Here is a 21,742-nt window from a genome sequence, read left to right on the forward strand (position 1 = left end):
CCATGCAGATCAGCACCACCGCCAACCCCACGCCCGTCGACGACGCCCGGCTGGCCGAGATCCTCGCCAACCCCGGCTTCGGCACCTACTTCACCGACCACATGCTCACGGTCGAGTGGACGCCCGACGAGGGCTGGCACGCTGCCCGGATCGAGCCCTACGGCCCGCTGACGCTCGACCCCGCGACCGCGGTCCTGCACTACGCGCAGGAGACCTTCGAGGGCATGAAGGCCTACCGGCACGACGACGGCTCGATCTGGACCTTCCGGCCCGAGCAGAACGCCGCGCGCATGGTGCGCTCGTCCAAGCGCCTGGCCTTCCCCGAGCTCCCGGTCGACGACTTCGTCGCGTGCGTGGACGCGCTCGTCGAGACCGACCAGCGCTGGGTGCCTGACAACGCCTCCGGCGGCGGCGAGGGCGAGAAGTCGCTCTACCTGCGCCCGTTCATGTTCGCCTCCGAGACGTTCCTCGGCGTACGCCCGGCGCAGCACGTGACCTTCATGGTCATCGCCTCGCCCGCCGGCGCCTACTTCAAGGGCGGCATCAAGCCGGTCAACCTCTGGCTCTCGGAGACCTTCACCCGCGCCGGTCGCGGCGGCATGGGCGCGGCCAAGACGGGTGGCAACTACGCCGCGTCGCTGGCCGCCCAGCGCGAGGCGATCGAGCAGGGCTGCGACCAGGTCGTCTTCCTCGACGACCAGGAGTTCCGCTACATCGAGGAGCTCGGCGGGATGAACCTGTTCTTCGTCCACGCCGACGGCAGCATCGTCACCCCCGAGACCGGCACGATCCTCGAGGGCATCACCCGTGCGTCGATCATCGAGCTCGCCGGCAAGCTCGGCCACGCGGTCGAGGAGCGCAAGTTCAGCATCGACGAGTGGCGCGACGGCGTCACCTCCGGAGAGATCACCGAGGTCTTCGCGTGCGGCACCGCCGCGGTGGTCACGCCGGTCGGTGAGCTGCGCTCGCCCCACGGCGTGACCCCGGCCCCCGCCAGCACCGAGCTGACCATGCGGATCCGCGAGGCGCTCGTGGGCATGCAGTTCGGCCGCGCGGAGGACACCTTCGGCTGGATGCACCGCGTGGTGTGAGCACCGAGCAGTCCGCCTGCACCGGCTCCGCGGCGTTCGAGGCGCAGAGCCCGCGGTCGCTGCGCGACTTCATCCGCACCGAGTCCGGCTCCGCCGGGCTGCTCGTCGTCGCGGCGCTGGTCGCGCTGGTGTGGGCGAACTCGCCGTGGTCGCAGTCCTACGTCGACCTGTGGCACACCGAGCTGTCGATCCGGCTGGGGGACGGTGGGCTGTCGATGGACCTGCACCACTGGGTCAACGACGGCCTGATGGTCGTGTTCTTCTTCGTCATCGGCCTCGAGGTGCGCAAGGAGTTCGCCATCGGCGAGCTCACCGACCGCAGCCGGGTCGTGGTGCCGCTGGTCGCCGGCGTCACCGGCATGCTGGTGCCGGCCGGCATCTTCCTCGCCCTCAACCCGTCCGGTGAGGCGGCGGCCGGGTGGGGTGCGGTCATCGGCACCGACACCGCGTTCCTGCTCGGCGTGATGGCGCTCGTGGGGCCGGCCGTCTCGACCCAGCTGCGGATCTTCCTGCTCACGCTGACGGTGATCGACGACATCGTCGCCGTCAGCGTGATCGGCGTCGTCTACTCCGACGACCTCTCGGTCGGCGCGCTGCTCGTGGCGGCCGCGTGCCTGGCGGTCCTGGTCGGGCTCGACCGCGCCGGCGTGTGGCAGGCCGCGCCCTACGTGCTCGTCGTCCTCGTCCTCTGGATCGCCACCGTCGAGTCCGGCGTGCACGCCTCCATCGCGGGCATGCTCAGCGGCCTGCTGGTGCCCGCCCTGGACCCGCGCCGGTCCGACGTGGAGGACGCCGCGCGCAGCTTCCGTGCCTTCCGGCAGTCGCCGATGCCGGGCGTGCAGCGGGCCGCCCGCCGCTCGCTGACCCGCGCGATCTCGGTCAACGAGCGACTGCAGGAGGCCCTGCACACCCCGACCAGCCACGTCGTCGTACCGGTGTTCGCGCTGGCCAACGCCGGGGTCGACCTGCGCGACGGCGTGCTGGGTGACGCCCTCGGCTCGCGGTTGATGTGGGGCATCGTGCTCGGCCTGGTCGTGGGCAAGGCGGTCGGCATCTTCCTCGGCGCGTTCGCGAGCGTACGACTGGGCTGGGGCCGGCTGCCGCAGGGCGTCGGGCTGGGCCACACCCTGGCCGGCGGCGCCCTGTCCGGCATCGGCTTCACCGTCTCGCTCCTCATCATCAGCCTCGCCTTCGAGTCGTCCCGGCTGCAGGACCAGGCCCGGGTCGGCGTCCTGCTCGCGGCCGTGCTGGCCAGCCTGGCCGGGTGGCTGGCCTTCCGGTTCGCCGCCCGGTTCCTCGGCCAGCGCGACGCGGCCCTGCCGACCCTCCTCAGCCGCCCGGTCGACCCCTCGCGCGACCACGTCCTCGGGCCCGCCGACGCCGAGCTGACCCTCGTGGAGTACCTCGACTACGAGTGCCCGTTCTGCGCCCGCGTCAGCGGCGTCGGCGACGAGCTGCGCGCCCACTTCGGCGACCGGTTGCGCTACGTCACCCGCCACCTCCCGCTCCCGGTCCACCCGCACGCGGAGCTGGCCGCCCTCGCGGCCGAGGCGGCAGCTCGCCAGGGCCGGTTCTGGGAGATGCACGCCGTGCTCTTCGCCCACCAGGACCAGCTCGAGCTCGAGGACCTCGTCGGCTACGCCGCCGACCTCGACCTCGACGTCGAGCAGTTCATGCGCGACCTCGACGACGACGCGCTGGCCCGTCACGTCGCGCACGACGTCGCGTCGGCGGAGGAGAGCGGCGTACGCGGGACCCCGACGTTCTTCGTCGGCGAGGACCGGCACGTCGGTCCGCACGACGCCCGGACCCTCATCGCTGCGCTCGAGGCCTCCGGGCGCGCACCTCGGCCGATCGGCTGACCCGCTGCGGCCCGCGGGCCGATGCGTGCGCACGCCCGTCGCGGCGAGGCTCGTCGCCATGACGACCATCGCCCCGCATCGGCCCGACGTCCCGACCCGACCTCGCCGCGAGTGGTGGATCCCGGCGAGCCTGCTCGCGCTCACGCTCGTCCCCGTCGCGGCCGGGGTCTTCCGGGTCGCGGAGCTCGCGGCGGGGGAGGCCGACGCCCGCAACCAGCGCTTCTTCGACTCGCCGCTGCCCGTCGTGGTGCACGTCCTCGGTGCCTGCGTCTACACCGTGCTCGGCGCGTTCCAGTTCATGCCGTCCTTCCGGGCCCGGCGCCCACGGTGGCACCGCTGGAGCGGACGGGTCCTCGTGCCCGCCGGCCTGGCCGCGGCGCTGAGCGGGCTGTGGATGGCGGTCTGGTACCCGCTCCCGGCCCACGACAACGACGCCCTCATGCTGTCCCGGCTGGTGTTCGGGTCGCTGATGGTCGCCGGCCTGGTGCTCGGCGTCCTCGCGATCCGCCGCCGCGACGTCCGCACGCACCAGCGGTGGATGGCGCGGGCGTACGCCGTCGCGCAGGGCGCGGGCACGCAGGCGATCGTCCTCGGGCCGATGGTCCTGCTCGTGGACCAGCCGGGCGGGAACCTCAAGGCCGCGGGCATGACGGTCGCGTGGGTCGTCAACCTGGCCGTGGCCGAGTGGCTGGTGCGGCGCAGCCAGGCTCGGTCGGGTCAGTCGAGGCGCCGGGTCTGATAGGCCCAGAGGGCGAGCTCGACCCGGTTGCGGACGCCGAGCTTGCCCATCAGCGAGCCGAGGTGGGTCTTCACCGTGCTGAGCGAGATGTAGAGCTCGGCCGCGACCTCGTGGTTGGTCAGCCCCCGGGCGACCGCGACCAGCACCTGCTCCTCCCGGTCGGTGAGCGGTGACACGGGATCGGCGGGGGTGTCCCGCGTGGCGAAGCCCTTCAGCAGCCGCGTCGTCACGCTCGGTGCGATCAGCGAGCCGCCGTCCGCGGCAGCCCGTACGGCGTGGGTGAGCAGCTCGGGGCCGCAGTCCTTGAGCAGGAAGCCCTTCGCGCCCGCGAGCAGCGCGCCGTAGACGTACTCGTCGAGGTCGAAGGTCGTGACCACCACGACCGCCAGCGGGTCCGCGACGTCGGGACCGGCGAGGGCGCGGGTCGCCTCGATGCCGTTGAGCCGGGGCATCCGGATGTCGAGCAGGCACACGTCCGGGCGCAGGTCCCGGGCCTGCTCCACGGCGTCCTGGCCGTCGACGGCGGTCGCGACGACCTCGATGCCGTCCTGCGCGCCGAGGATCATGGCCAGACCGGTGCGCACGATCTCCTGGTCGTCGGCGACCAGCACGCGCAGGCTCATCGGGGCTCCGCCGGCAGCAGCGCACTGACCCGCCAGCCGCCGCCGGCCGCGGGACCGGCCGACAGGCGCCCGCCGAGCAGCTCGGCGCGCTCGGTCATCCCGACCACCCCGAAGCCGTCGCCCGACCCCGCGCGGGGGTGGCCCGGGTGCCGGCCGTCATCGGTCACCGTGAGCTCCACGAGGTCCAGCCTGCGCCGGACGTCGACGCGCACCGTCGTGGCGTCGACGGCGTGGCGGCGGGCGTTGGCGACGGCCTCCTGGGCGATGCGGTGCACCGCCGCCGCGAGCGTCGCGGACAGGTCGAGGTCGTCGGCGAGCGCGACCTCGACCGCGGGGCCCGGTCCTGCGCTGGCGGCCAGTCCGGCGAGGTCGTCGAGGGGTCGGTCGGGCGGTCGGTCGGGCGCCTCCTCGGTGCGCAGCACCTGCAGGACCTTGCGGGTCTCGGCCAGGGTGCGGGTGGCCTCCTCGTCGATGCGCCTGAGGGCGTCGCGCGCAGCCGTGGGCTGCCGGTCGGCGACGGCGAGCCCGGCCTGCGCGGTGATGGCGATGGCGGTCAGGTGGTGGGCGACCGTGTCGTGGAGGTCGCGGGCCAGCCGCTCGCGCTCGCCACGGCGTACGTCGTCGAGCTGGCGGGTGTGCAGCAACGACCGCGCCCGCACCGCGGCTCCGGTCGCCGCGGCGGCGACGATGACGGCCGACCCGCCGATCCGGTCGGCCGGCACGAGAGGCTGGGTCACGAGCGAGGTCACGGCGACGAGGAGGAAGAGCCCCAGCCCGACGACGAGGTCACGGCCGCCCGCCCAGCGGGTGAGCGAGTAGGGGATCAGGAGCCCGACGATCGCCGTGCCGAGGTCCTCGGGCGTCGTGCCCTGGAGCCACCCGACGGCCAGGGACGCGGTCGCCACCAGGGCGAACACACCGGCCATCACCAGTGGACGTGTGCGGCGTACGAGCAGCGTCGGCAGCCACGCCAGGAACACCGCCAGCGACACCCAGCGCCACGCCAGGTCGGGCCGCCAGACGGCCACCTCGAGCACGGCGAGCACGGCGATCACCGCGACCGCCGCTGCGTCCCAGCGGGTGGCCGGGCGCGCGTCCGCGGGCGCGGGGAGGTGCCAGACGGACCGCGCGAGGGTGAGCACGCCTGAACGGTAGTGCCCTGCGCGTGCCTCCCGGATCGGCCGGATGACCGAGTGTGGTGCCCCGCCGCTCCGAGGTGCAGGCCGTAGCCTCCGGCACGTGCACGAGGACACGAGTCGGAGCAGCGGAGGCGTGGCCGTCCGGGAGCGACGTACGGCGGTCCCGTGGGCTGCGACGATGGTGGTCGTGGGGCTCGCGCTGGTCATCGCGACCCTCGCCGTGACCTCTTTCGTGGGACAGCGATGGTGGTGGGAACCGGAGGTGGCGGTCCCGAGGGACGGAGCTGCGCACCGCGTCTCGGTCGAAGGGGCTGGTGAGGCCTACGCGATCTGGGGCGACCGCAGCCTCATCGATCCCGTCTGCACGCTCGCAGGCGACGACGGAGCGCCGATCGAGGTCATCCCGGTGCCGCGCGACGAGCGTGTGTTCCTCGAAGAGCCGTGGGTCGCGCAGCCCGAGGCGTCGTCCACCTTCACGGCACCCGCGGACGGAGTGGTCGTCGCGACCTGCGCCGACGTCGACGCGACCCCGGTCCAGGAGCTCCACCTGGCCCCGATCCACCCGCGCATCTACTACGACGCGATCCAGTACGGCCCACTGCTCCTCGGCCTGTTGCTCCTCGTCGGCGGCATCGGCCTCGCCGTGGTCACCGCGATCCGGCGGCCGGCGCGCAGCTGAGGCTCGCTGCGCTCGCACCTCAGCCACGCACCGAGGCGCACCTGATGCACGTCCGGGCGGCCGGCAGGGCCTCCAGCCGCGCATCCCCGATCGCCGACCCGCAGCGCTCGCACGCGCCGTACGAGCCCGCCTCGAGGCGCTCGAGCGCGGCGTCGATCTCGGTGAGGTGGTGGCGCACCTGCCGGACCAGCGCCCCGATCTGGGAGCGCTCGAAGGCGATCGTCGCGCCCTCCGGGTCGTGCTCGTCGTCGGCGTTGGTGTCGAGCGAGGCGGCCACCACGGAGTCGTAGTCGCCGGTCAGGCTCGCCAGCCGCGCGAGTGCCTGCTCCCGCTCGGCAGCGAGGCGGCGCCGGGTCTCGTGCATCACCTCGTCCACCACCCCATGGTGACCCACCCGTACGACAGCGCTCCCGGCACGGCGCGCGGATCGGGGTGACCACGGCTCGGCGCCCGTATCCTCGTGCCGTGACGACGTCCCCGAAGGCGCCGCCGCCCGGTCTCACCGTCGGCGGCTACGCGCTGCGTGCCCGCCTCGGCGAGGGTGGCATGGGCGTGGTCCACCTCGGCCAGAAGCCGGGGGAGCGGCCGGTGGCGATCAAGGTCCTGCGCCCGCACGTCGTCGGCGACGACGAGGCCCGACGCCGGCTCGCGCGCGAGGTCAGCTCGCTGAGCAGGGTCCGCAGCCGTCGTATCGCGGAGATCGTCGACGCCGACCCGTTCGGCGACATCCCCTTCGTCGCCACCCGCTACGTCCCGGGCCTCTCGCTGCACGACCACGTGCAGGAGGAGGGGCCACTGGCCGACGACGACCTGCTGTGGTTCGCCGACTGCCTCGCAGAGGCGCTGGAGGCGGTGCACGACGTCGGGGTGCTGCACCGCGACATCAAGCCCTCCAACGTGATGATGGAGGGCCGTACGCCCATCCTCATCGACTTCGGCCTGGCCCGCGTCGCCGACGACTCGCGCATCACCATGAACGGCTGGCTGCTCGGGACGCCGGGCTACCTCGCCCCCGAGATCCTCTACGGCGACGACGCGACCGCGGCCTCCGACGTGCACGCCTGGGCCGCCACGGTCGCCTACGCCGGCACCGGCCGCGCGCCCTACGGCCGCGGGCCGTCGATGGCGATCATGGACCGCGTCCGCCGTGGCGAGCACGACCTCACCGGGCTCGACCCCGACGTGCTCGAGCTCGTGGAGGACGCGCTCGCACCGTCGCCCGAGGACCGGCCGTCGCTCGACGAGGTCCGCGACTGGCTCGAGGACCTGAGGTCGCCGTCCGACGTGCACGACGAAGGAGCGCCGGCGCGGGACCACCACGCCGCGGCGCCCGTCACGCTGCCCTACGCGGCGCTCGCGCAGGAGGCGTACGCCGCGCCGACGCACGTCGGCACCGCCGCCGCGCCGCCAGCGCCGGTCGACGAGCCCGTGCACTGGTCCGACGACTGGACCGCCCCGACGGACCCCTACGACCACCGGCCGGACGGCCCGACCGAGTACGTCACCGACTACGGCCCCCCTGCACGCGAACGGGTGCCCACCGGCCAGCGCCTGCGTCGGTCGCTGACCCTCCTCGCCCTCGGTGGCGTCGTCACCGGCGGCATCGTCCTCGCGCCCTACGTGAGTCTCGCCGTCCTCTTCGTCGCGACCTGGCTGCTGCGCAGCGGCTCCCTCGCCGCCGCGTCCGCCGGCAACCGCCGCGACCGGCGCGGGGCGAGGTGGTACGACGGCCTCCAGGTGCTGCTGGCCGCACCGTGGCACGTCGTCGCCGGCCTCGGCGGGTCGGTCGTCCTGCTCCTCTGGAGCGCGGGGATCGCGTGCGCCGTCGCACTGCTCTGCTTCGCCGCGTCCCTCTCGATGACCACCTCGCTCGCGGCCGTCGGCGGCGCCTTCGCGGTCTCGGCCTGGTGGGGTCCCGGCGCCGAGCGCGTCCGCTCGCCGGTGCACCGGCTGGTCGACCCGCTCGCCCGCCGCGGAGTGCCGTGGCTGCTGGTCACGCTGCTCGTCGCGGCCGCCGGCTCGGGGCTGGGCGCGGCCGCGTCGGCGCAGGGCACCAGCTGGACGCCCTACGACGGCGCGCCGTTCTCCGACGTGCGGCTGCCCGGCTGGCTCTGAGGTCCGGCTCCGAGGTCCGCTCCGAGGTCCGCTCTGAGGTCCGGCTCCGAGGTCCGGCTCCGAGGTCTTCTCCGGCAAGTCCACCCCGAAGTGGTCTTCCCGCGGGTCCCCGCGGAGGCTTACGTTCCCCTCGACCGACTCTGACGAGAGGGGACCCCCCTGATGAACCCCACCACCCGTGCCCTGCAACGCCTCGGCGTCACGGCCACCGCGCTCGCCCTCGGGATGGGCATGTCGACGCCGACGTTCGGTGCGCCGGCCAAGGACACCTCGACCGACTGCATCGAGTACGGCGACGTCGCCAAGGGCCCGGCCGGCACCATCCCGCGCGACGACCTCCACGTCGTCCACAAGGACCCGCTGGCCAAGGCGGCCCGCGCGGCGCGTACGTCCGCCCGGGCCAAGCCGGGAGCCACCGCCGCCGCGGCGTTCGAGCCGGTCGAGATCCCGGTCCGCTTCAACGTCGTCTACAAGGACAGGAGCGCGGACGGCGGCTACCTGTCCGACGAGCGGGTGGCGGAGCAGATCAGGGTGCTCAACGAGGGCTTCGCCGGCACCGGCTTCTCGTTCGTGCTCGAGGAGATCGACCGCGTGAAGCAGCCCGAGTGGTTCAACCTGGTCTCGTCCAACGGCGGGCTTCCCCGCTTCTACCGCGGCAGCGGCAAGGAGGTGAAGATGAAGAAGTACTTCTACGACGACAGCACCTCCGAGACGCTCAACATCTACTCCGCCTCGCTGGCGCAGTCGCTGCTCGGCTGGGCCTACTTCCCCTCCGACTTCACCCCTGAGACCACCCTCGGCGACCCGCTGCCCCAGTACCGCGACGGCGTCGTCGTCGACTACCGCAGCCTGCCCACGGTGGAGAACGACACGGGCGACTCCTCGGTCTACACCGTCTACGGCGAGGGAGACACCGCCACGCACGAGGTCGGCCACTGGCTCGAGCTCTACCACACGTTCCAGGGCGGCTGCTCCGAGCCGGGGGACTACGTGGCCGACACCGCTCCCGAGGCCTCGCCGGCCTTCCAGTGCCCGACCGGACGTGACACCTGCGAGGGCGGGGGAGTCGACCCCATCACCAACTTCATGGACTACACCTACGACTCCTGCATGACCGAGTTCACCGCCGGCCAGGCCGCGCGGATGCAGATGGCGTGGACGGAGTACCGCGCGCTCTCCTGAGGTCCTCAGCACGGACGCCCCGCGCGAACTGTGCGGGAAGTGTGCGGGTCACTGACCGTGGTCGGTGGCCCGCACCACCGCTGGACTGGTGGTGCCGGGATCCGCAGGGGGTCCCATCACGAGGGGAAACACCACATGAGCACCACCACCGTACGACGCCTCGGCGTCGTCGCCGGCGCAGCTGCCGCGGCCATCGCCGTCACGGCGACGAGCGCCAGCGCGCACCACTGCTTCGTCCCGATGTACTCCCTGTCGGGGCCGACCTCGGCCAACTGGTTCGTGGTCTCGGCCGCGATGGGGGCGGAGTTCGAGGGCTACGCCGCCGAGTGCGAGGGAGCCGAGGAGGCGGGGTACGCCGCGCTGCGCGAGGCGGGCCTCCCGGTCGGACTCAAGATCTTCGAGAAGATGACGATCGGCGACCCGAAGCACACCGGCCGGACGAACCCCAACGGCGCCGACGGCATCGGCCTGGAGTACTTCGCCGACGGCTCGCCGCTGCCGGAGCAGATGGTCACCACCTACATCGCCGGCGCGGAGGCGTACGCCTGCTGACCGGCTGCTGATCTGGGGGACACGCTGCGTCCCGGGGGCCGTCGTGGGGGCGGCGCCCGGGACGCAGTCGCGCGTGGCCGACCGGATTCCGAGACGGGCGTCTCACGGCCGGGCGGGGCGTGGCACGATCGGACCCGTGAGCACCAGCACCATCATCATTGCCTAGCGCGACGGGACTCCCCGCCGCGCCGACCTCCTGCACCCCAGGAGGTTTTTTTGTACCCCCGCCTCGACCGAGAGACCTCCGATGGACCTGCACGGCTCGTTCCACGTCTACGACACCACCCTGCGCGACGGCGCCCAGCAGGAGGGGCTCAACCTCTCCGTGGCCGACAAGCTGGTCATCGCCCGCCAGCTCGACGACCTCGGCGTGGGCTACATCGAGGGCGGCTGGCCCGGCGCCAACCCCAAGGACACCGAGTTCTTCCGGCGCGCGCGTGAGGAGCTCGACCTGCGCCACGCGCGGCTCGCGGCCTTCGGCGCCACCCGCCGCGCCGGCGTACGGGCCGCCGACGACCCGCTCGTCGCGGCGCTGCGCGACTCCGGCGCCGGGGTGGTCACCCTCGTCGCGAAGTCGCACGACCGGCACGTCGAGCTCGCGCTGCGCACGACGCTGGAGGAGAACCTCGCGATGGTGCGCGACACCGTCAGCCACCTCCGCGCGGAGGGGCAGACGGTCTTCCTCGACGCGGAGCACTTCTTCGACGGCTACCGCGAGAACCGGGCCTACGCCCTCGAGGTGCTGCGCACGGCCGCCGAGGCGGGCGCCGAGGTCGTCGCGCTCTGCGACACCAACGGCGGCATGCTGCCCGACTGGGTCTTCGACGTGGTCCTCGACGTGATCGAGTCGACCGGCGCCCGCGTCGGCATCCACGCCCACAACGACAGCGGCTGCGCGGTCGCCAACTCCCTCGCCGCGGTGGCGGCCGGCGCCACCCACGTGCAGGGCTGCATCAACGGGTACGGCGAGCGCACCGGCAACGCCGACCTCGTCACCGTCGTGGCCAACCTCGAGCTCAAGCTGGACCGCGCCGTCCTGCCCCAGGGGCTCCTGCGCGAGGCGACCCGCATCGCCCACGCCGTCGCGGAGGTCACCAACGTCCCGCCCGCGTCCCGCCAGCCGTACGTCGGCACGTCGGCCTTCGCGCACAAGGCCGGGCTGCACGCCAGCGCCATCAAGGTCGACCCCAACCTCTACCAGCACCTCGATCCGCTCGTCGTCGGCAACGACATGCGCCTGCTCGTCTCCGACATGGCCGGCCGCGCCTCGATCGAGCTCAAGGGCAAGGAGCTCGGCTACGACCTCTCCGACGACCGCGAGCTCGTCACGAGGGTCACGGCCCGGGTGAAGGAGATGGAGCAGCGCGGCCACACCTTCGAGGCCGCCGACGCCTCCTTCGAGCTGCTGCTCGCCGAGGAGGTGGAGGGCACGCGGCCGTCCTACTTCGACGTCGAGTCGTGGCGGGTCATCACCGAGACCCGCCCCGACGGCGAGGCGATCTCCGAGGCGACGGTGAAGCTGCGAACACCGGGGGCCGAGCCTGCGAGGTCACCGGACGAGGTGAGGAGGTTGAGGGGGCTCGGCTCGGACGCGCCAGCGGACGAGCGACCTGTCTCGAAACCAGGCTCGGAGGGCGTGCGCTACGTCGTGACCGGTGAGGGCAACGGCCCGGTCAACGCCCTCGACGCGGCACTGCGCGAGGCGATCGGCCAGGCCTTCCCGGAGGTCGCGAAGTTCGAGCTCATCGACTACAAGGTGCGCATCCTCGACCAGGGCCACGGCACCGACGCGATCACCCGCGTGCTGATCGAGACCACCGACGGGGAGTCGTCGTGGGTCACCGTCGGCGTCGGCGCCAACGTCATCGAGGCGTCGTGGGGCGCGCTGGTCGACGGCCTCACCTTCGGCCTGCGCCGGCACCACCGCTGACCCGTACGGGCGCCGCCACCGTTGCGGCGGCGGCGCCCGTACGCGGTCACAGGCTGTCGCGGAGCTCCCGGAGGGCCTGCTTGAGCTCGCCCTGGTCGCCGCTGTCGCCCAGCGCGCGGATGGCGTTGGTCAGCTGCTCCTTCGCGGAGGCCACCTCGCCCTTGCCGGCGAGCTCCTCGGCCTTGTCGAGGTGCTTGGTCACGGTCGCCAGCGTCTTGCCTGCCAGCGCACCGGACCGCACGGCCTGGTCGTAGTAGGCGCCGGCGACGTTGAAGCTCGGCTTCCAGACGATCTTCTGCTGGTGCTGGGCGTTGAACTCCTCGAGCCGCACCTCGCGGGCCGCGTCGAGCTCGTTCTCGCTCAGCAGGTCGCTGGTCAGCAGGCCGAAGGTGTCGAAGCCGCGCGCGATCTCGCTGCCGTAGACCTGGCCGTTGTACCAGTAGGTCGACCACAGCCCACCGAGGTTGATCCGGTTCGGGTTCGACGGGTCCGGGATCGGGAACGGCGAGTTGACCGGTCCGCGGTCGAAGTAGGCGATCTCGACCGGGTTGGCGGTGTCGCTGAAGTCGATCACCGACAGGCCGCCCTGGTACCACGCCTGCACGAGGATGTCGCGTCCCGGCACGGGCACCAGTGAGGAGTTGTGGGCGACGCAGTTCTCGTTGACGGTCTGCGCGGCGGGCATCTTGTAGTAGCTCGCGAACTCCATCTGGTCGCCCGCGATGTCGAAGAGCGCGTCGGCGCCCCACTCCGGCTTGTCGGTCTCCCGGCAGCGCGCGCTGGTGCCGCCGCCCCACTCGTCGGTGAAGATCACCTTGGTGCCGTCGTTGTTGAACGACGCGGAGTGCCAGTAGGAGAAGTTGGGGTCGGCGACCGCGTCCAGGCGTACGGGGTTCTCCGGGTCCTCGACGTCCAGCAGGATGCCGTTGCCCTGGCAGGCGCCCGCCACCAGCTCACGCGCGGGGAAGGCCGTCACGTCGTGGCAGGTGTTGGTGTTGGGCGTCGGGGAGTACTGGGTGCCCGAGGGGTGCAGGCAGCCGACGGGCTGCTGGGCGCAGGGCAGCGTGTTCTGGAGGCCGTTGAACGCGCCGGTGGCGGGGTCGGTGAAGATCCGCGGCTGGCTGACGATCGCGGCCGTCTCCGGAGCGGCGAGCGGCACCTTGATGACGTCGATGCGCCACTGGGTCGGGTTGCCGGTCGTGACCGGGCTCTGCGTGAGCGCGGCGTTCTCGCAGCCGGCGAGCTCGAGCGGCGAGCGGACCCCGGACGTGCCGGAGTTGTAGATGTAGATGTTCTCCGGGTCGTCGGGGTCGGTGACGATCGTGTGCGTGTGGGACCCGCGGCAGGTCTGCACGCCGGGGAGCTGGACGGGGTTGGCCACGTCGCTGATGTCGAAGATCCGTACGCCGCGGAACCGCTCGGGGTTGACCGCGCCGGGTGCGCCCTGGGCGCCGCAGTCGATCCGTCCGCGGGTCTCCTCGACCGACATGAAGAGCAGGTCACCGTGGACGGAGACGTCGCCCTGGCCGCCCGGGCAGACGAACGACGCCTCGAGCGCCGGGTCGGTGGGGTCGGAGAGGTCGTAGACCTGGAAGCCGTTGAAGCTGCCGACGAACGCGCGGTCGCCGGAGAACGCGAGGTCGGAGTTGACGAAGCCGAAGTTCCCCGGCGGCGCGTCGAAGGGCGCGACCCGCGGGTCGTTGTCGAGCAGCTCGATGTTGCTGCTCGCCTCCGACCACGGGAAGTAGCCGGGCGCGAGGTCCTCGCGCGGGTCGTCCGCGGCGTACGCCGTCGCGGGCAGGAGTGCGGCCGCCAGGGTGATCACCCCCGCCGCGCGCATCGTGGTCCTCTTCCGGCGGGGTTGACGAGACATCGCGGTGGCCCTCCCAAGCTCAGGTCGGCACGTGGTGCTCGGTCCGGAAGGTCCGCGGCGTGGTCGACCTACTATGACCTGCCAAAGTAGCGATGACAGCTCCCCACCGCCAGACCCAGAATGTGGCAGGACCTCGTGAATGGAGACTCCATGCCGACGACCCGAGACCGCCGCCCCGGCCGGACCGCCGCCGCGCTCGTCGTGATGCTCGTCGGCCTCGTGGGGTGCACCTCCGAGGCCGAGCCGGAGGACGCGGCGGCCCCGGTGGTGCAGCTCGGTGCTCCGGGGGAGTCCGGCACCACGCTGTCGCCGGAGGAGGCCGAGAGCGTCGACGAGCCGGCGTACACCGACGCGGACGTCGCCTTCGTGCAGGGGATGATCCCGCACCACCAGCAGGCGCTGGAGATGACGGCGCTCGTCGAGGCCCGCGCAGCGGACCCCGACCTGTCGGCGATGGCCGAGCGGATCGAGGTGACCCAGGTCGCGGAGATCGAGCAGCTCGAGGGATGGCTGACCGGACGCGGCGAGAGCGTGTCCGGCATGCACGCGGGGCACTCGGACGGCGAGCACGGCATGCCGGGGATGCTCACGCCGCAGGAGATGGCCCGGCTGGAGCGGGCGTCGGGACCGCGCTTCGACCGGCTGTTCCTGCAGGGGATGATCCGCCACCACGAGGGCGCGGTGGTGATGGTCGAGTCGCTGCTGACCGAGGGCGAGGGCGGCCAGGAGTCCGAGGTGTTCCAGCTCGCCAGCCACATCGGGACCGACCAGCAGGTCGAGATCGCGGCGATGAGGCGCAAGCTCGCCGAGCTCGCTGGGTGACCCGTCCCCACGGGGCCGCCGGGGTCAGCGACCGACCACGCGGTGCACGAGGTCGTCCCACCCGGCCTCGATCCGCTCGAGCGAGATGTGCTCGGTGTTGACCTGCTGGTCCAGCACGACCATCTCCAGCGGCGCGAGGAGCGCGGTCGCGAGCATCAGCAGGTCGCCGGTGACGCCGAGCTCTCCGAGGAGGTAGCGGACGTGCATGTTGGCGAACGACAGCGCTGCCGCCGACCGGGCGCCGGGGCGGCCGGCCGCTGCGATGAGCTCGGCGTGGGTCAGGTTCGTCCGCAGCCGGGAGTGCCCGAAGGCCAGCAGCCGCTCCATCGGCGGCGCACCCGGCCCGAGGGGCGGGGGACCGGAGATGACGCTCGCCTGCCAGGCCGTCTCCGACTCGTTGAGCACGGCGCCCATGAGCCCCTCGCGGCTCTCGAACCGTCGGAACAGCGTGCCCTTGCCGACACCGGCCTCCGCGGCGACCGTCTCCATGGTCACGCACCCCACGCCGCGGGTCCGGACCAGGCGCAGTGCCGCCGCGAGGATCGCCTCGCGGTTGCGCGCCGCGTCCGCCCGCTCCGGCGCGGGATCGTCCGCGAGCGGCAGCAGGTGGGTCACGCCCGCCAGCCTAGGTGCGGGAAAAGTCCGGCCGCACCGGAATAGAAGCGGACCATGGTCCGTTTAGGCGGGCATGACCACTGACAAGCAGACCCGTGTCGCCGTCCTTCTCGGCTCCTACCGCGCCGGCTCCCTCAACCGCCGCATCGCCGAGCACCTCCGCGACCACGCCCCGGCCGGCGTGACCGTCGACGTCGTCGAGGGCATCGACGCCGTCCCGTTCTACAACGAGGAGCTCGACGGCGAGACCGCTCCCGCCGCCGCCACCGCCCTGCGCGAGTCCGTCGCCGCCGCCGACCGCGTCCTCGCCGTGACGCCGGAGTACAACGGCACCATGCCGGCCGTGCTCAACAACGCCATCGACTGGCTCTCGCGGCCCTACGGGCAGGGCGCCATCGTCGGCAAGCCCTTCGCGGCGATCGGCGCCACGCCCACGCCGTACGGCGGCAAGTGGTCGCACGAGCACGCGCGCCACTCCGCGACCATCGCCGGCGCCGTCGTGGTCGAGGGCATCGTCGTCGACGAGCCCGCCGTGGACGGCGACCCGCTGCAGGACGAGGCGGCCGTGCGGCGCTTCCTCGGCGCGCTCGACGCCCTCGTCGCGCACGAGGTCGACGTCGCGGCCTGACGGTCGCCTCGGGTTCGACACGCTCGCTACGGTCGGCGTGTGCTCCACGACCTGACCGCGCTCGAGCAGGGCGACGCCGTACGCCGCGGCGAGGTGTCGCCGCTCGAGCTGGTCGAGCACTTCGCCGGCCGTGCCGACCGGGTGGGGGCCTTCGTCACCACGACGCACGAGCAGGCGCGTGAGCACGCGCGCCGGCTGACCGGGGCGGGTCGGCCCGAGGACGCTGGTCCGCTCTGGGGCGTCCCGACCGGCATCAAGGACCTGCACCCCACCGCAGGGGTGCGCACCACCTTCGGCTCGGCGGCGTACGACGACTTCGTGCCCGACGTCTCGGACGACCTGGTGCTGACCGTCGAGGCGGCCGGAATGCCGAGCCTGGGCAAGACCAACACCCCGGAGTTCGGCTCGCCCTGCTACACCGAGCCCGACGTGGCTCCGCCCGCCGTCACGCCGTGGGACCCGACGCGTACGGCCGGCGGTTCCTCCGGCGGAGCGGCTGCGGCCGTGGCCGCGGGCCTGCTCCCGGTCGCGCCCGGCTCGGACGGCGGGGGATCGATCCGCATCCCGGCGTCGTGCTGCGGGCTCGTCGGGCTCAAGCCGAGCCGCGGCCGGATCAGCGGCGCGCCTCGGTACGGCGACCCGGTCGGGCTCGCGACGGCCGGCACCCTCGCCCGTACGGTCCGCGACGCGGCCGCGCTCCTCGACGTCCTGGCCGGGCGACGGGTGGGCGACCCGTTCTGGGCGCCCGCGCCGAGCGGTCCGTTCCTCGACGCCTGCGACCGTGACCCCGGCCGCCTGCGCGTCGCCCGCTTCATCGCCCCGGTCATCACCGAGGTCGACGTCCATCCCTCCTCGGTGGCCGCCTGGGGCGAGGCGTCCGACCTGCTCGCCTCCCTCGGCCACGACGTCGAGGACGTGCCCGTGCCGATCCCGCGCGACGCGGTGGTCGACTTCGAGACCTGCTGGGCCGTCCTCACCGCCATGTCGGCCGCGCCCCCCGGGCGCGAGGGCCGGTTGCGGCCCCTCACCCGGTGGCTCGCCGAGCGTGGCCACGCGGTCAGTGGTCCGGAGCTCGGGCTCGCGATCGGCCGCCTCCGCCAGCACGCCGCCGCGGCACTCGCGGCGCTGGCGGCGTACGACGTCGTGCTCACCCCGACCCTCGCCCGGCCCCCGGCCTTCGTCGGCGAGCTGCGCGACGACGCCGACCCGGCGCGCGACTTCGCCCTCCAGAAGGCCTTCACGCCGTGGACGTCGGCGTGGAACGTCACCGGGATGCCGGCGATGTCGCTGCCCCTGCACTGGACGGACGACGGGCTGCCGGTCGGGGTCATGCTCGCGGCCCGTCCCGCCGAGGAGGAGCTGCTCCTCCGCGTGGCCGCCCAGGTCGAGCAGGCCATGGCAGACGCGGGAGCGGCATGGGTGGACAGGCGTCCGCCGGGCTGGTGAGGTGAGGCATGGGTGACCTCACGCCGTACCTCTGCGTCGCCGACGCGCGGGCCGCGATCGAGTGGTACGTCGAGGTGCTCGGCGCGGAGGTCGTGCTCGACCCGATCGTGATGGACGACGGCCGGATCGGCCACGTCGAGCTCGCGGTCGGCAGTGGCCGCTGGATGATGTCCGCGGAGTTCGAGTCCGCCGGGGTGGCCGCGCCGGACCCCTCGCGCGGTGCTGCGGTCTCGCTGCACCTCGAGGTCGACGACGTCGACGCCCTCTGCGAGCGCGTCGTGGCGGCCGGGGTCACCCTCGACCGCGGTCCCGAGGACAGCCCGCCCGCCGGTCGGGTGGCGGTGTTCCGGGACCCGTTCGGGCACCGCTGGTTCCTCGACCAGCCGCTCGGCTGACCTCGCGGGCAGCAGTGCTAGTCGTCGCCGATCCCGCGCGCGTGCAAGGCGTCGCCCGACTCGTGGGCGCGGGCGACGACGCGGATGACGAACGGGGAGAGGTACGCCCGGGGGTTGCGGTCGAGCCCCCGAGCCCGGGCCGCGTCGCGGGTCTCCCGGGCGAGCGCGATGGTGCCCGGCAGCGCGCCGATGGTGAGCGCCACCGTGAGGGCCACGCGGTCGGGGTCGACGCCGAGCACCCTCAGCGGGCGCGCCCACCGGGCGAGGGCGTCGACCATCTCGGTGACCTCGGTCGTCGCGGTCAGCGACAGGGCGGCCAGGCCCAGGCTGAGCAGGTCGAGGAAGGTCTCCACCGCCTTCTCCCCGCCGTACCACCACCACTGGAACAGGCTGGCCACGACCGCGATGAGGAGCACTCCTCGGGCCGCGCGCCACACCGAGCGCAGCGGCACCCGCGCCACGGCGGCCAGCAGCAGCGTCACGGCGAGGAAGACCGGTGCGGCGCGGACGTCGCGGACCAGCACGATGGCCAGGCTGAGCACCGCGAGCCCGAGCACCTTCGTGCCGACCGGCAGCCGGTGGAGGATCGTGTCGCCGGGCTGGTGCAGCCCCGCCATCAGGTCGCTCATGCGGTGCTCAGGCCGTCGACGAGGGAGGTGTAGTGGGCGATGGCCTCCGAGGGAGGCCCGTCGGCGACCACCCGGGCGGAGTCGACGACGACCACCCGGTCGCAGCGCGCGGCCAGGTCGAGGTCGTGGGTGACCAGCACGAGCTGCTGGTCGAGGCCGAAGAGCGTGTCGGCGACGCGACGGGTGTTGGCCCGGTCGAGCAGCGTGGTCGGCTCGTCGGCGACCACCACCGTCGGCTCGAGGGCCAGCACGCCGGCGAGCGCCAGCAGCTGTCGCTGGCCCCCGGACAGCGAGTGCACCGAGTCGTGGGCGTGCTCGGCGAGCCCGTTGGCGGCGAGCACGTCGAGTGCCCGCTGGCGACGCGTGGTGCCGTCCTCGACCCTCCGACGCAGCGAGAGCTCGATGTCCTCGACGCAGGTGGGCATGACCAGCTGCGCGGCCGGGTCGGTGAAGCAGAAGCCCACGAGACGTCGTACGGCTGCTCCGTCGCGGACCACGTCGTGGCCCTCGACGACGACGCGTCCCGACGTCGGCCGGACCAGGCCGTTGAGCATGCGGGCCAGGGTCGACTTGCCCGACCCGTTGGCGCCGATGATGCCGATCCGGCGTTGGGTCAGGGTCAGCGTGGTGGGCGCGAGGATCTCGCGCTCGCCGCGCCCGGGCAGGGGGACCCGGACCGCAGCGGCGTCGAGCTGGATCGTGGGCAAGGGGTCGTCAGTCGCGGTGCAGCAGCTGCGGGAAGGCCCGGTGCACCTCGGCGGCGATCATCGCCACGAGCGAGGTCTTCACCACGTCGCCCAGCCAGAACGGCATGTCCCAGGTGGCGGCCTCGAGGAACGAGACGTCGAAGTGCAGCATCATCCCGATGATGCCGAGCGGGTGGATGACCAGGATGCTCGCGGCGATCGAGCAGGCGAAGACGACGAGCGCCCGGGTGCGGCGGTCGCGGGCGACGTACTTCACGAGGAAGCCGCCGAGGGCCGCGGCGATCGGGAACGAGAGGAGGTAGCCGCCGCTCGGGCCCGTGAAGACGCCGATGCCGGACGAGTGCTCGGCGAACACGGGCAGGCCGACCGCGCCGAGGGCCAGGTAGAGCGTCACGGCCGAGAAGCCGCGGGCCGGGCCGAGGATGCAGCCGGCCAGCATGACCGTCAGGGTCTGCAGGGTGATCGGTACGCCGGCGCTGCCGACCGGGATGGCGCCGACGTACGCGCTGGCGCTGATGAGGGCGGCGAAGGCGGCGATCAGCGCGATGTCGCGCGACGGGGACGAGGTGCTCGCGGGGGCGTCCGGGTGCGTGGTGTCGGGCTGGGTGGTGGCAGACATCGGGCTCGGGACTCTCTACGGGGAGGCGGGGGAATCGACCTGAACGGTGTTCAGGCTGAACGGTGTTCAGGTTAGGGTGGCCGCACGAGCGACGTCAACGACGTCCAGCCCCCGATCGCGACCCGAGGAGTGTGTGGTGGCCCACAAGCGCAGCGACGTGCTGGCCCACGCGGTCGCACTGCTCGACGCCCACGGCCTGGCCGCGCTGACGATGCGTCGGCTCGGCGCCGAGCTCGAGGTCCAGCCGAGCGCGATCTACCACCACTTCGCCAGCAAGCAGGCGTTGCTCGCCGCAGTGGCCGACGAGATCCTCGCCCGTGGCGCGCGACCGCGTACGGCCTCCGAGTGGCCCGGCCAGCTGCGCGAGATCTGCTCCGAGCTCCGCGACGCGATGCTGGCCTGCACCGACGGTGCCGACGTCGTCGCGACGGTGTGGGCGTTCGGCCTCGGTGCCGCTGCCCCCGTCGCGGACCTGGAGAAGGTGCTGACCGACGCCGACGCGCCCGATGAGCTCGTCGCGGTCGCCTCGCGGACGCTCGTGCACTACGTCTTCGGCCACGCCTTCGAGGAGCAGACCGCCCGCCAGGCCGTCAGCCTCGGTGCCGTCGAGCGGTCGCTCGACTCGCTGCCCGACTTCGACCTCGGCCTCGACCTCGTGATCGACGGCCTGCGCGCCCGGCTGGGCTGACGCGTCAGGCGGAGGTGTCGACGTCCGCGCCCTGCAGCTCGGCCAGCAGGACCGCACCGGCGAGGTCGAGCCGGGTCCGCTTCAGCTCGGCGGCAGCCAGGTCGACGCCGTCGAGGCTCGCCCCGCGCAGGTCGGTGCGGTCGAGCCTGGCCTGGCGCAGCACGGCGCGGTCGAGCCGGGCGCGGGCGAGGGTGGTGAGGGTGAGGTCCGACATCGACAGGTCCGCCTCGCGCAGGTCGACGCCCGTGAGGTCGAGGCGGGAGAGGTTGGTGCCGCGGATCGTCACCCCCAGCCACGAGCCACCGGTCACCGTCAGCGGTCGCAGGGTGCAGTCGGAGAAGACCGAGCCGACCAGCTTGCAGCCGTCGAGCGTCGCGTCGAAGAACGACGTGCGCCGGAAGTCGCACCCGACGAACGCGGTCGCGGTGTGGGTCGAGGCGTTGAAGCGGCCCCCGTGGAACGTGCACTGCTCGAACGTCGCGCCGGACGTGGTGGCCTCGGAGAGGTCGACGTCGGTGAAGGTGCACTCGACGAACCGCGCGGCCCCCAGGTCGTCGCCGTACCAGTCGTCGCCGCGGAAGTGTCGGTCGCGGTGGGCCTGCCCGGTCACGTCCATCGGCTCCATGCCGGCCACGCTAGCGAGGCGCACCGACAGGTCGAGGACCGGGAGCCGTCAGGCCAGGAAACCCCGCAGCAGCGCGGCGGACCCGGCCAGGTGCTCCTCGGCGGCGGCCGCCGCGGCGTCGGGCTGGCCCGCCAGGATCGCGGTCACCAGCGTCCGGTGCTGCTCGTCGGAGTGCGCGATGTTGCGCTCCAGCAGGGGGATCCCGTCGAGGAACCGGTTGACCCGCATGCGGTTGTCGGCGACGAGGGTGACGAGCGAGCGCACGCCGGTGATCTCGGCGACGACGAGGTGCAGGCGCGAGTCGAGCCGCCGGTAGTCGGCGGGGTCGGCGCCGGTCACCTCGTCGAGCGCACGCCAGACCAGGTCGCGCTCGGGCGCCGACAGCGTCCGCGACGCCGCCAGCCGGGCGGCCCCCACCTCCAGCACCTCGCGGAGGGCGAGCACCTCCTCGAGGTCGGTGTCGTCGGGGCCGGCCGAGTCGGGGCCGGGGGAGTCGTGCGGCTCGGGGTGCGGCAGCTCGTCGGCGACGAAGGTCCCGCCGTAGCGGCCGCGGCGCGCCACGACGTACCCCGCCTCGCCCAGCGAGCGCAGCGCCTCGCGCACGGTGTCGCGGCTGACCCCGAGGCGCACCGCGAGGTCGCGCTCCGACGGCAGGGACTCGCCCGGTGCGACCACGCCGAGCCGGATCGTCTGCAGCAGCCGCTGCACCGTGTCCTCGAAGGCGTTGCCCGGCCGGACGGGTCGGAAGAACGTCTCCTCGGCGAGGCGGGACTCGGTCATGGG

The 21,742-nt window shown here is 73.2% G+C and carries 23 protein-coding genes; 13 read left to right on the forward strand and 10 right to left on the reverse strand.

Annotation, left to right across the window (positions count from 1 at the left end; all coding sequences use genetic code 11):
* Window positions 1–2 precede the first annotated feature (2 nt).
* The 3 genes from IEZ24_RS14270 to IEZ24_RS14280 are packed head-to-tail and all read left to right on the forward strand — an operon-like array spanning window position 3 to window position 3,692.
* On the forward strand, window positions 3–1,091 hold the full coding sequence (locus IEZ24_RS14270; protein WP_129454636.1) for a branched-chain amino acid aminotransferase: 1,089 nt from the start codon (window positions 3–5) through the stop codon (window positions 1,089–1,091).
* Entirely contained in the window at window positions 1,088–2,953 is a 1,866-nt protein-coding gene (nhaA, locus tag IEZ24_RS14275) for a Na+/H+ antiporter NhaA (protein WP_207206768.1), read from the forward strand. The genes IEZ24_RS14270 and nhaA overlap by 4 nt, the downstream gene beginning before the upstream one ends.
* Window positions 2,954–3,011: 58 nt before the next feature.
* The gene (locus IEZ24_RS14280; protein ID WP_129454638.1) at window positions 3,012–3,692 is read left to right on the forward strand and encodes a DUF2306 domain-containing protein; all 681 of its coding nucleotides are present in this window, start codon (window positions 3,012–3,014) and stop codon (window positions 3,690–3,692) included.
* Here IEZ24_RS14280 and IEZ24_RS14285 read toward each other — a convergent pair.
* Both IEZ24_RS14285 and IEZ24_RS14290 read right to left on the reverse strand, forming a co-directional pair.
* Window positions 3,671–4,315, reverse strand: a complete 645-nt coding sequence (locus tag IEZ24_RS14285; RefSeq protein ID WP_129454640.1) for a response regulator — start codon at window positions 4,313–4,315, stop codon at window positions 3,671–3,673. The genes IEZ24_RS14280 and IEZ24_RS14285 overlap by 22 nt on opposite strands.
* Window positions 4,312–5,457 carry a sensor histidine kinase gene (locus IEZ24_RS14290; protein ID WP_129454642.1) on the reverse strand — a complete coding sequence of 382 codons (1,146 nt, stop codon included), beginning with the start codon at window positions 5,455–5,457 and terminating at the stop codon, window positions 4,312–4,314. The genes IEZ24_RS14285 and IEZ24_RS14290 overlap by 4 nt, the downstream gene beginning before the upstream one ends.
* Before the next feature lie 97 nt (window positions 5,458–5,554).
* On the opposite strand from IEZ24_RS14290, the gene IEZ24_RS14295 reads away from it, so the two are divergent.
* Complete coding sequence (locus tag IEZ24_RS14295) at window positions 5,555–6,133, forward strand: hypothetical protein (RefSeq protein ID WP_129454644.1); 579 nt, start codon at window positions 5,555–5,557, stop codon at window positions 6,131–6,133.
* Between the two features lie 19 nt (window positions 6,134–6,152).
* Here IEZ24_RS14295 and IEZ24_RS14300 read toward each other — a convergent pair whose 3' ends face one another.
* On the reverse strand, window positions 6,153–6,509 hold the full coding sequence (locus IEZ24_RS14300; protein WP_242498436.1) for a TraR/DksA family transcriptional regulator: 357 nt from the start codon (window positions 6,507–6,509) through the stop codon (window positions 6,153–6,155).
* 89 nt (window positions 6,510–6,598) lie between these two features.
* Between IEZ24_RS14300 and IEZ24_RS14305 the strand changes: the two genes are divergently transcribed.
* From IEZ24_RS14305 to cimA, 4 genes are all read left to right on the forward strand, one after another.
* Complete coding sequence (locus IEZ24_RS14305) at window positions 6,599–8,248, forward strand: serine/threonine-protein kinase (RefSeq protein WP_129454646.1); 1,650 nt, start codon at window positions 6,599–6,601, stop codon at window positions 8,246–8,248.
* 675 nt (window positions 8,249–8,923) lie between these two features.
* Complete coding sequence (locus tag IEZ24_RS22565; protein WP_397191109.1) at window positions 8,924–9,430, forward strand: zinc metalloprotease; 507 nt, start codon at window positions 8,924–8,926, stop codon at window positions 9,428–9,430.
* A gap of 135 nt (window positions 9,431–9,565) precedes the next feature.
* Entirely contained in the window at window positions 9,566–9,982 is a 417-nt protein-coding gene (locus IEZ24_RS14315) for a hypothetical protein (protein WP_129454649.1), read from the forward strand.
* Window positions 9,983–10,229: 247 nt separating this feature from the next.
* Complete coding sequence (cimA, locus tag IEZ24_RS14320) at window positions 10,230–11,912, forward strand: citramalate synthase (protein WP_129454651.1); 1,683 nt, start codon at window positions 10,230–10,232, stop codon at window positions 11,910–11,912.
* A 46-nt stretch (window positions 11,913–11,958) separates the two neighbouring features.
* On the opposite strand, the gene IEZ24_RS14325 is transcribed toward cimA, so the two are convergent.
* Window positions 11,959–13,752, reverse strand: a complete 1,794-nt coding sequence (locus tag IEZ24_RS14325) for an LVIVD repeat-containing protein (RefSeq protein WP_129454653.1) — start codon at window positions 13,750–13,752, stop codon at window positions 11,959–11,961.
* 183 nt (window positions 13,753–13,935) lie between these two features.
* Between IEZ24_RS14325 and IEZ24_RS14330 the strand changes: the two genes are divergently transcribed.
* Window positions 13,936–14,607: a DUF305 domain-containing protein gene (locus IEZ24_RS14330; RefSeq protein WP_207206769.1), complete on the forward strand. Its 672-nt coding sequence runs from the start codon at window positions 13,936–13,938 to the stop codon at window positions 14,605–14,607.
* A gap of 24 nt (window positions 14,608–14,631) precedes the next feature.
* Here IEZ24_RS14330 and IEZ24_RS14335 read toward each other — a convergent pair whose 3' ends face one another.
* Complete coding sequence (locus IEZ24_RS14335; protein WP_129454655.1) at window positions 14,632–15,222, reverse strand: TetR/AcrR family transcriptional regulator; 591 nt, start codon at window positions 15,220–15,222, stop codon at window positions 14,632–14,634.
* A gap of 73 nt (window positions 15,223–15,295) precedes the next feature.
* On the opposite strand from IEZ24_RS14335, the gene IEZ24_RS14340 reads away from it, so the two are divergent.
* From IEZ24_RS14340 to IEZ24_RS14350, 3 genes are read left to right on the forward strand one after another with little or no spacing between them, the layout of a single operon-like run.
* Window positions 15,296–15,850: an NAD(P)H-dependent oxidoreductase gene (locus tag IEZ24_RS14340; RefSeq protein ID WP_129454657.1), complete on the forward strand. Its 555-nt coding sequence runs from the start codon at window positions 15,296–15,298 to the stop codon at window positions 15,848–15,850.
* A gap of 39 nt (window positions 15,851–15,889) precedes the next feature.
* Entirely contained in the window at window positions 15,890–17,296 is a 1,407-nt protein-coding gene (locus tag IEZ24_RS14345) for an amidase (protein ID WP_207206770.1), read from the forward strand.
* 8 nt (window positions 17,297–17,304) lie between these two features.
* Window positions 17,305–17,691, forward strand: coding sequence for a VOC family protein (locus IEZ24_RS14350; RefSeq protein WP_129454659.1), 387 nt, complete (start codon window positions 17,305–17,307; stop codon window positions 17,689–17,691).
* A gap of 17 nt (window positions 17,692–17,708) precedes the next feature.
* Here the strand turns inward: IEZ24_RS14350 and IEZ24_RS14355 are convergent, their stop codons facing one another.
* From IEZ24_RS14355 to IEZ24_RS14365, 3 genes are read right to left on the reverse strand one after another with little or no spacing between them, the layout of a single operon-like run.
* Window positions 17,709–18,320 carry an energy-coupling factor transporter transmembrane component T family protein gene (locus tag IEZ24_RS14355; protein ID WP_129454660.1) on the reverse strand — a complete coding sequence of 204 codons (612 nt, stop codon included), beginning with the start codon at window positions 18,318–18,320 and terminating at the stop codon, window positions 17,709–17,711.
* Complete coding sequence (locus IEZ24_RS14360) at window positions 18,317–19,027, reverse strand: energy-coupling factor ABC transporter ATP-binding protein (RefSeq protein ID WP_129454662.1); 711 nt, start codon at window positions 19,025–19,027, stop codon at window positions 18,317–18,319. The genes IEZ24_RS14355 and IEZ24_RS14360 overlap by 4 nt, the downstream gene beginning before the upstream one ends.
* A gap of 7 nt (window positions 19,028–19,034) precedes the next feature.
* Window positions 19,035–19,646, reverse strand: coding sequence for a biotin transporter BioY (locus IEZ24_RS14365; protein ID WP_129454664.1), 612 nt, complete (start codon window positions 19,644–19,646; stop codon window positions 19,035–19,037).
* A gap of 136 nt (window positions 19,647–19,782) precedes the next feature.
* Between IEZ24_RS14365 and IEZ24_RS14370 the strand changes: the two genes are divergently transcribed.
* On the forward strand, window positions 19,783–20,334 hold the full coding sequence (locus IEZ24_RS14370) for a TetR/AcrR family transcriptional regulator (protein WP_129454666.1): 552 nt from the start codon (window positions 19,783–19,785) through the stop codon (window positions 20,332–20,334).
* A 4-nt stretch (window positions 20,335–20,338) separates the two neighbouring features.
* Here the strand turns inward: IEZ24_RS14370 and IEZ24_RS14375 are convergent, their stop codons facing one another.
* Together IEZ24_RS14375 and IEZ24_RS14380 are read right to left on the reverse strand one after the other, a co-directional pair.
* On the reverse strand, window positions 20,339–20,959 hold the full coding sequence (locus IEZ24_RS14375) for a pentapeptide repeat-containing protein (protein WP_224745354.1): 621 nt from the start codon (window positions 20,957–20,959) through the stop codon (window positions 20,339–20,341).
* 48 nt (window positions 20,960–21,007) lie between these two features.
* Window positions 21,008–21,739 carry a FadR/GntR family transcriptional regulator gene (locus IEZ24_RS14380; RefSeq protein WP_129454668.1) on the reverse strand — a complete coding sequence of 244 codons (732 nt, stop codon included), beginning with the start codon at window positions 21,737–21,739 and terminating at the stop codon, window positions 21,008–21,010.
* Between the last annotated feature and the right edge of the window lie 3 nt (window positions 21,740–21,742).

It is taken from the genome of Nocardioides ganghwensis (assembly GCF_014779655.1).
GTDB lineage: Bacteria > Actinomycetota > Actinomycetes > Propionibacteriales > Nocardioidaceae > Nocardioides > Nocardioides ganghwensis.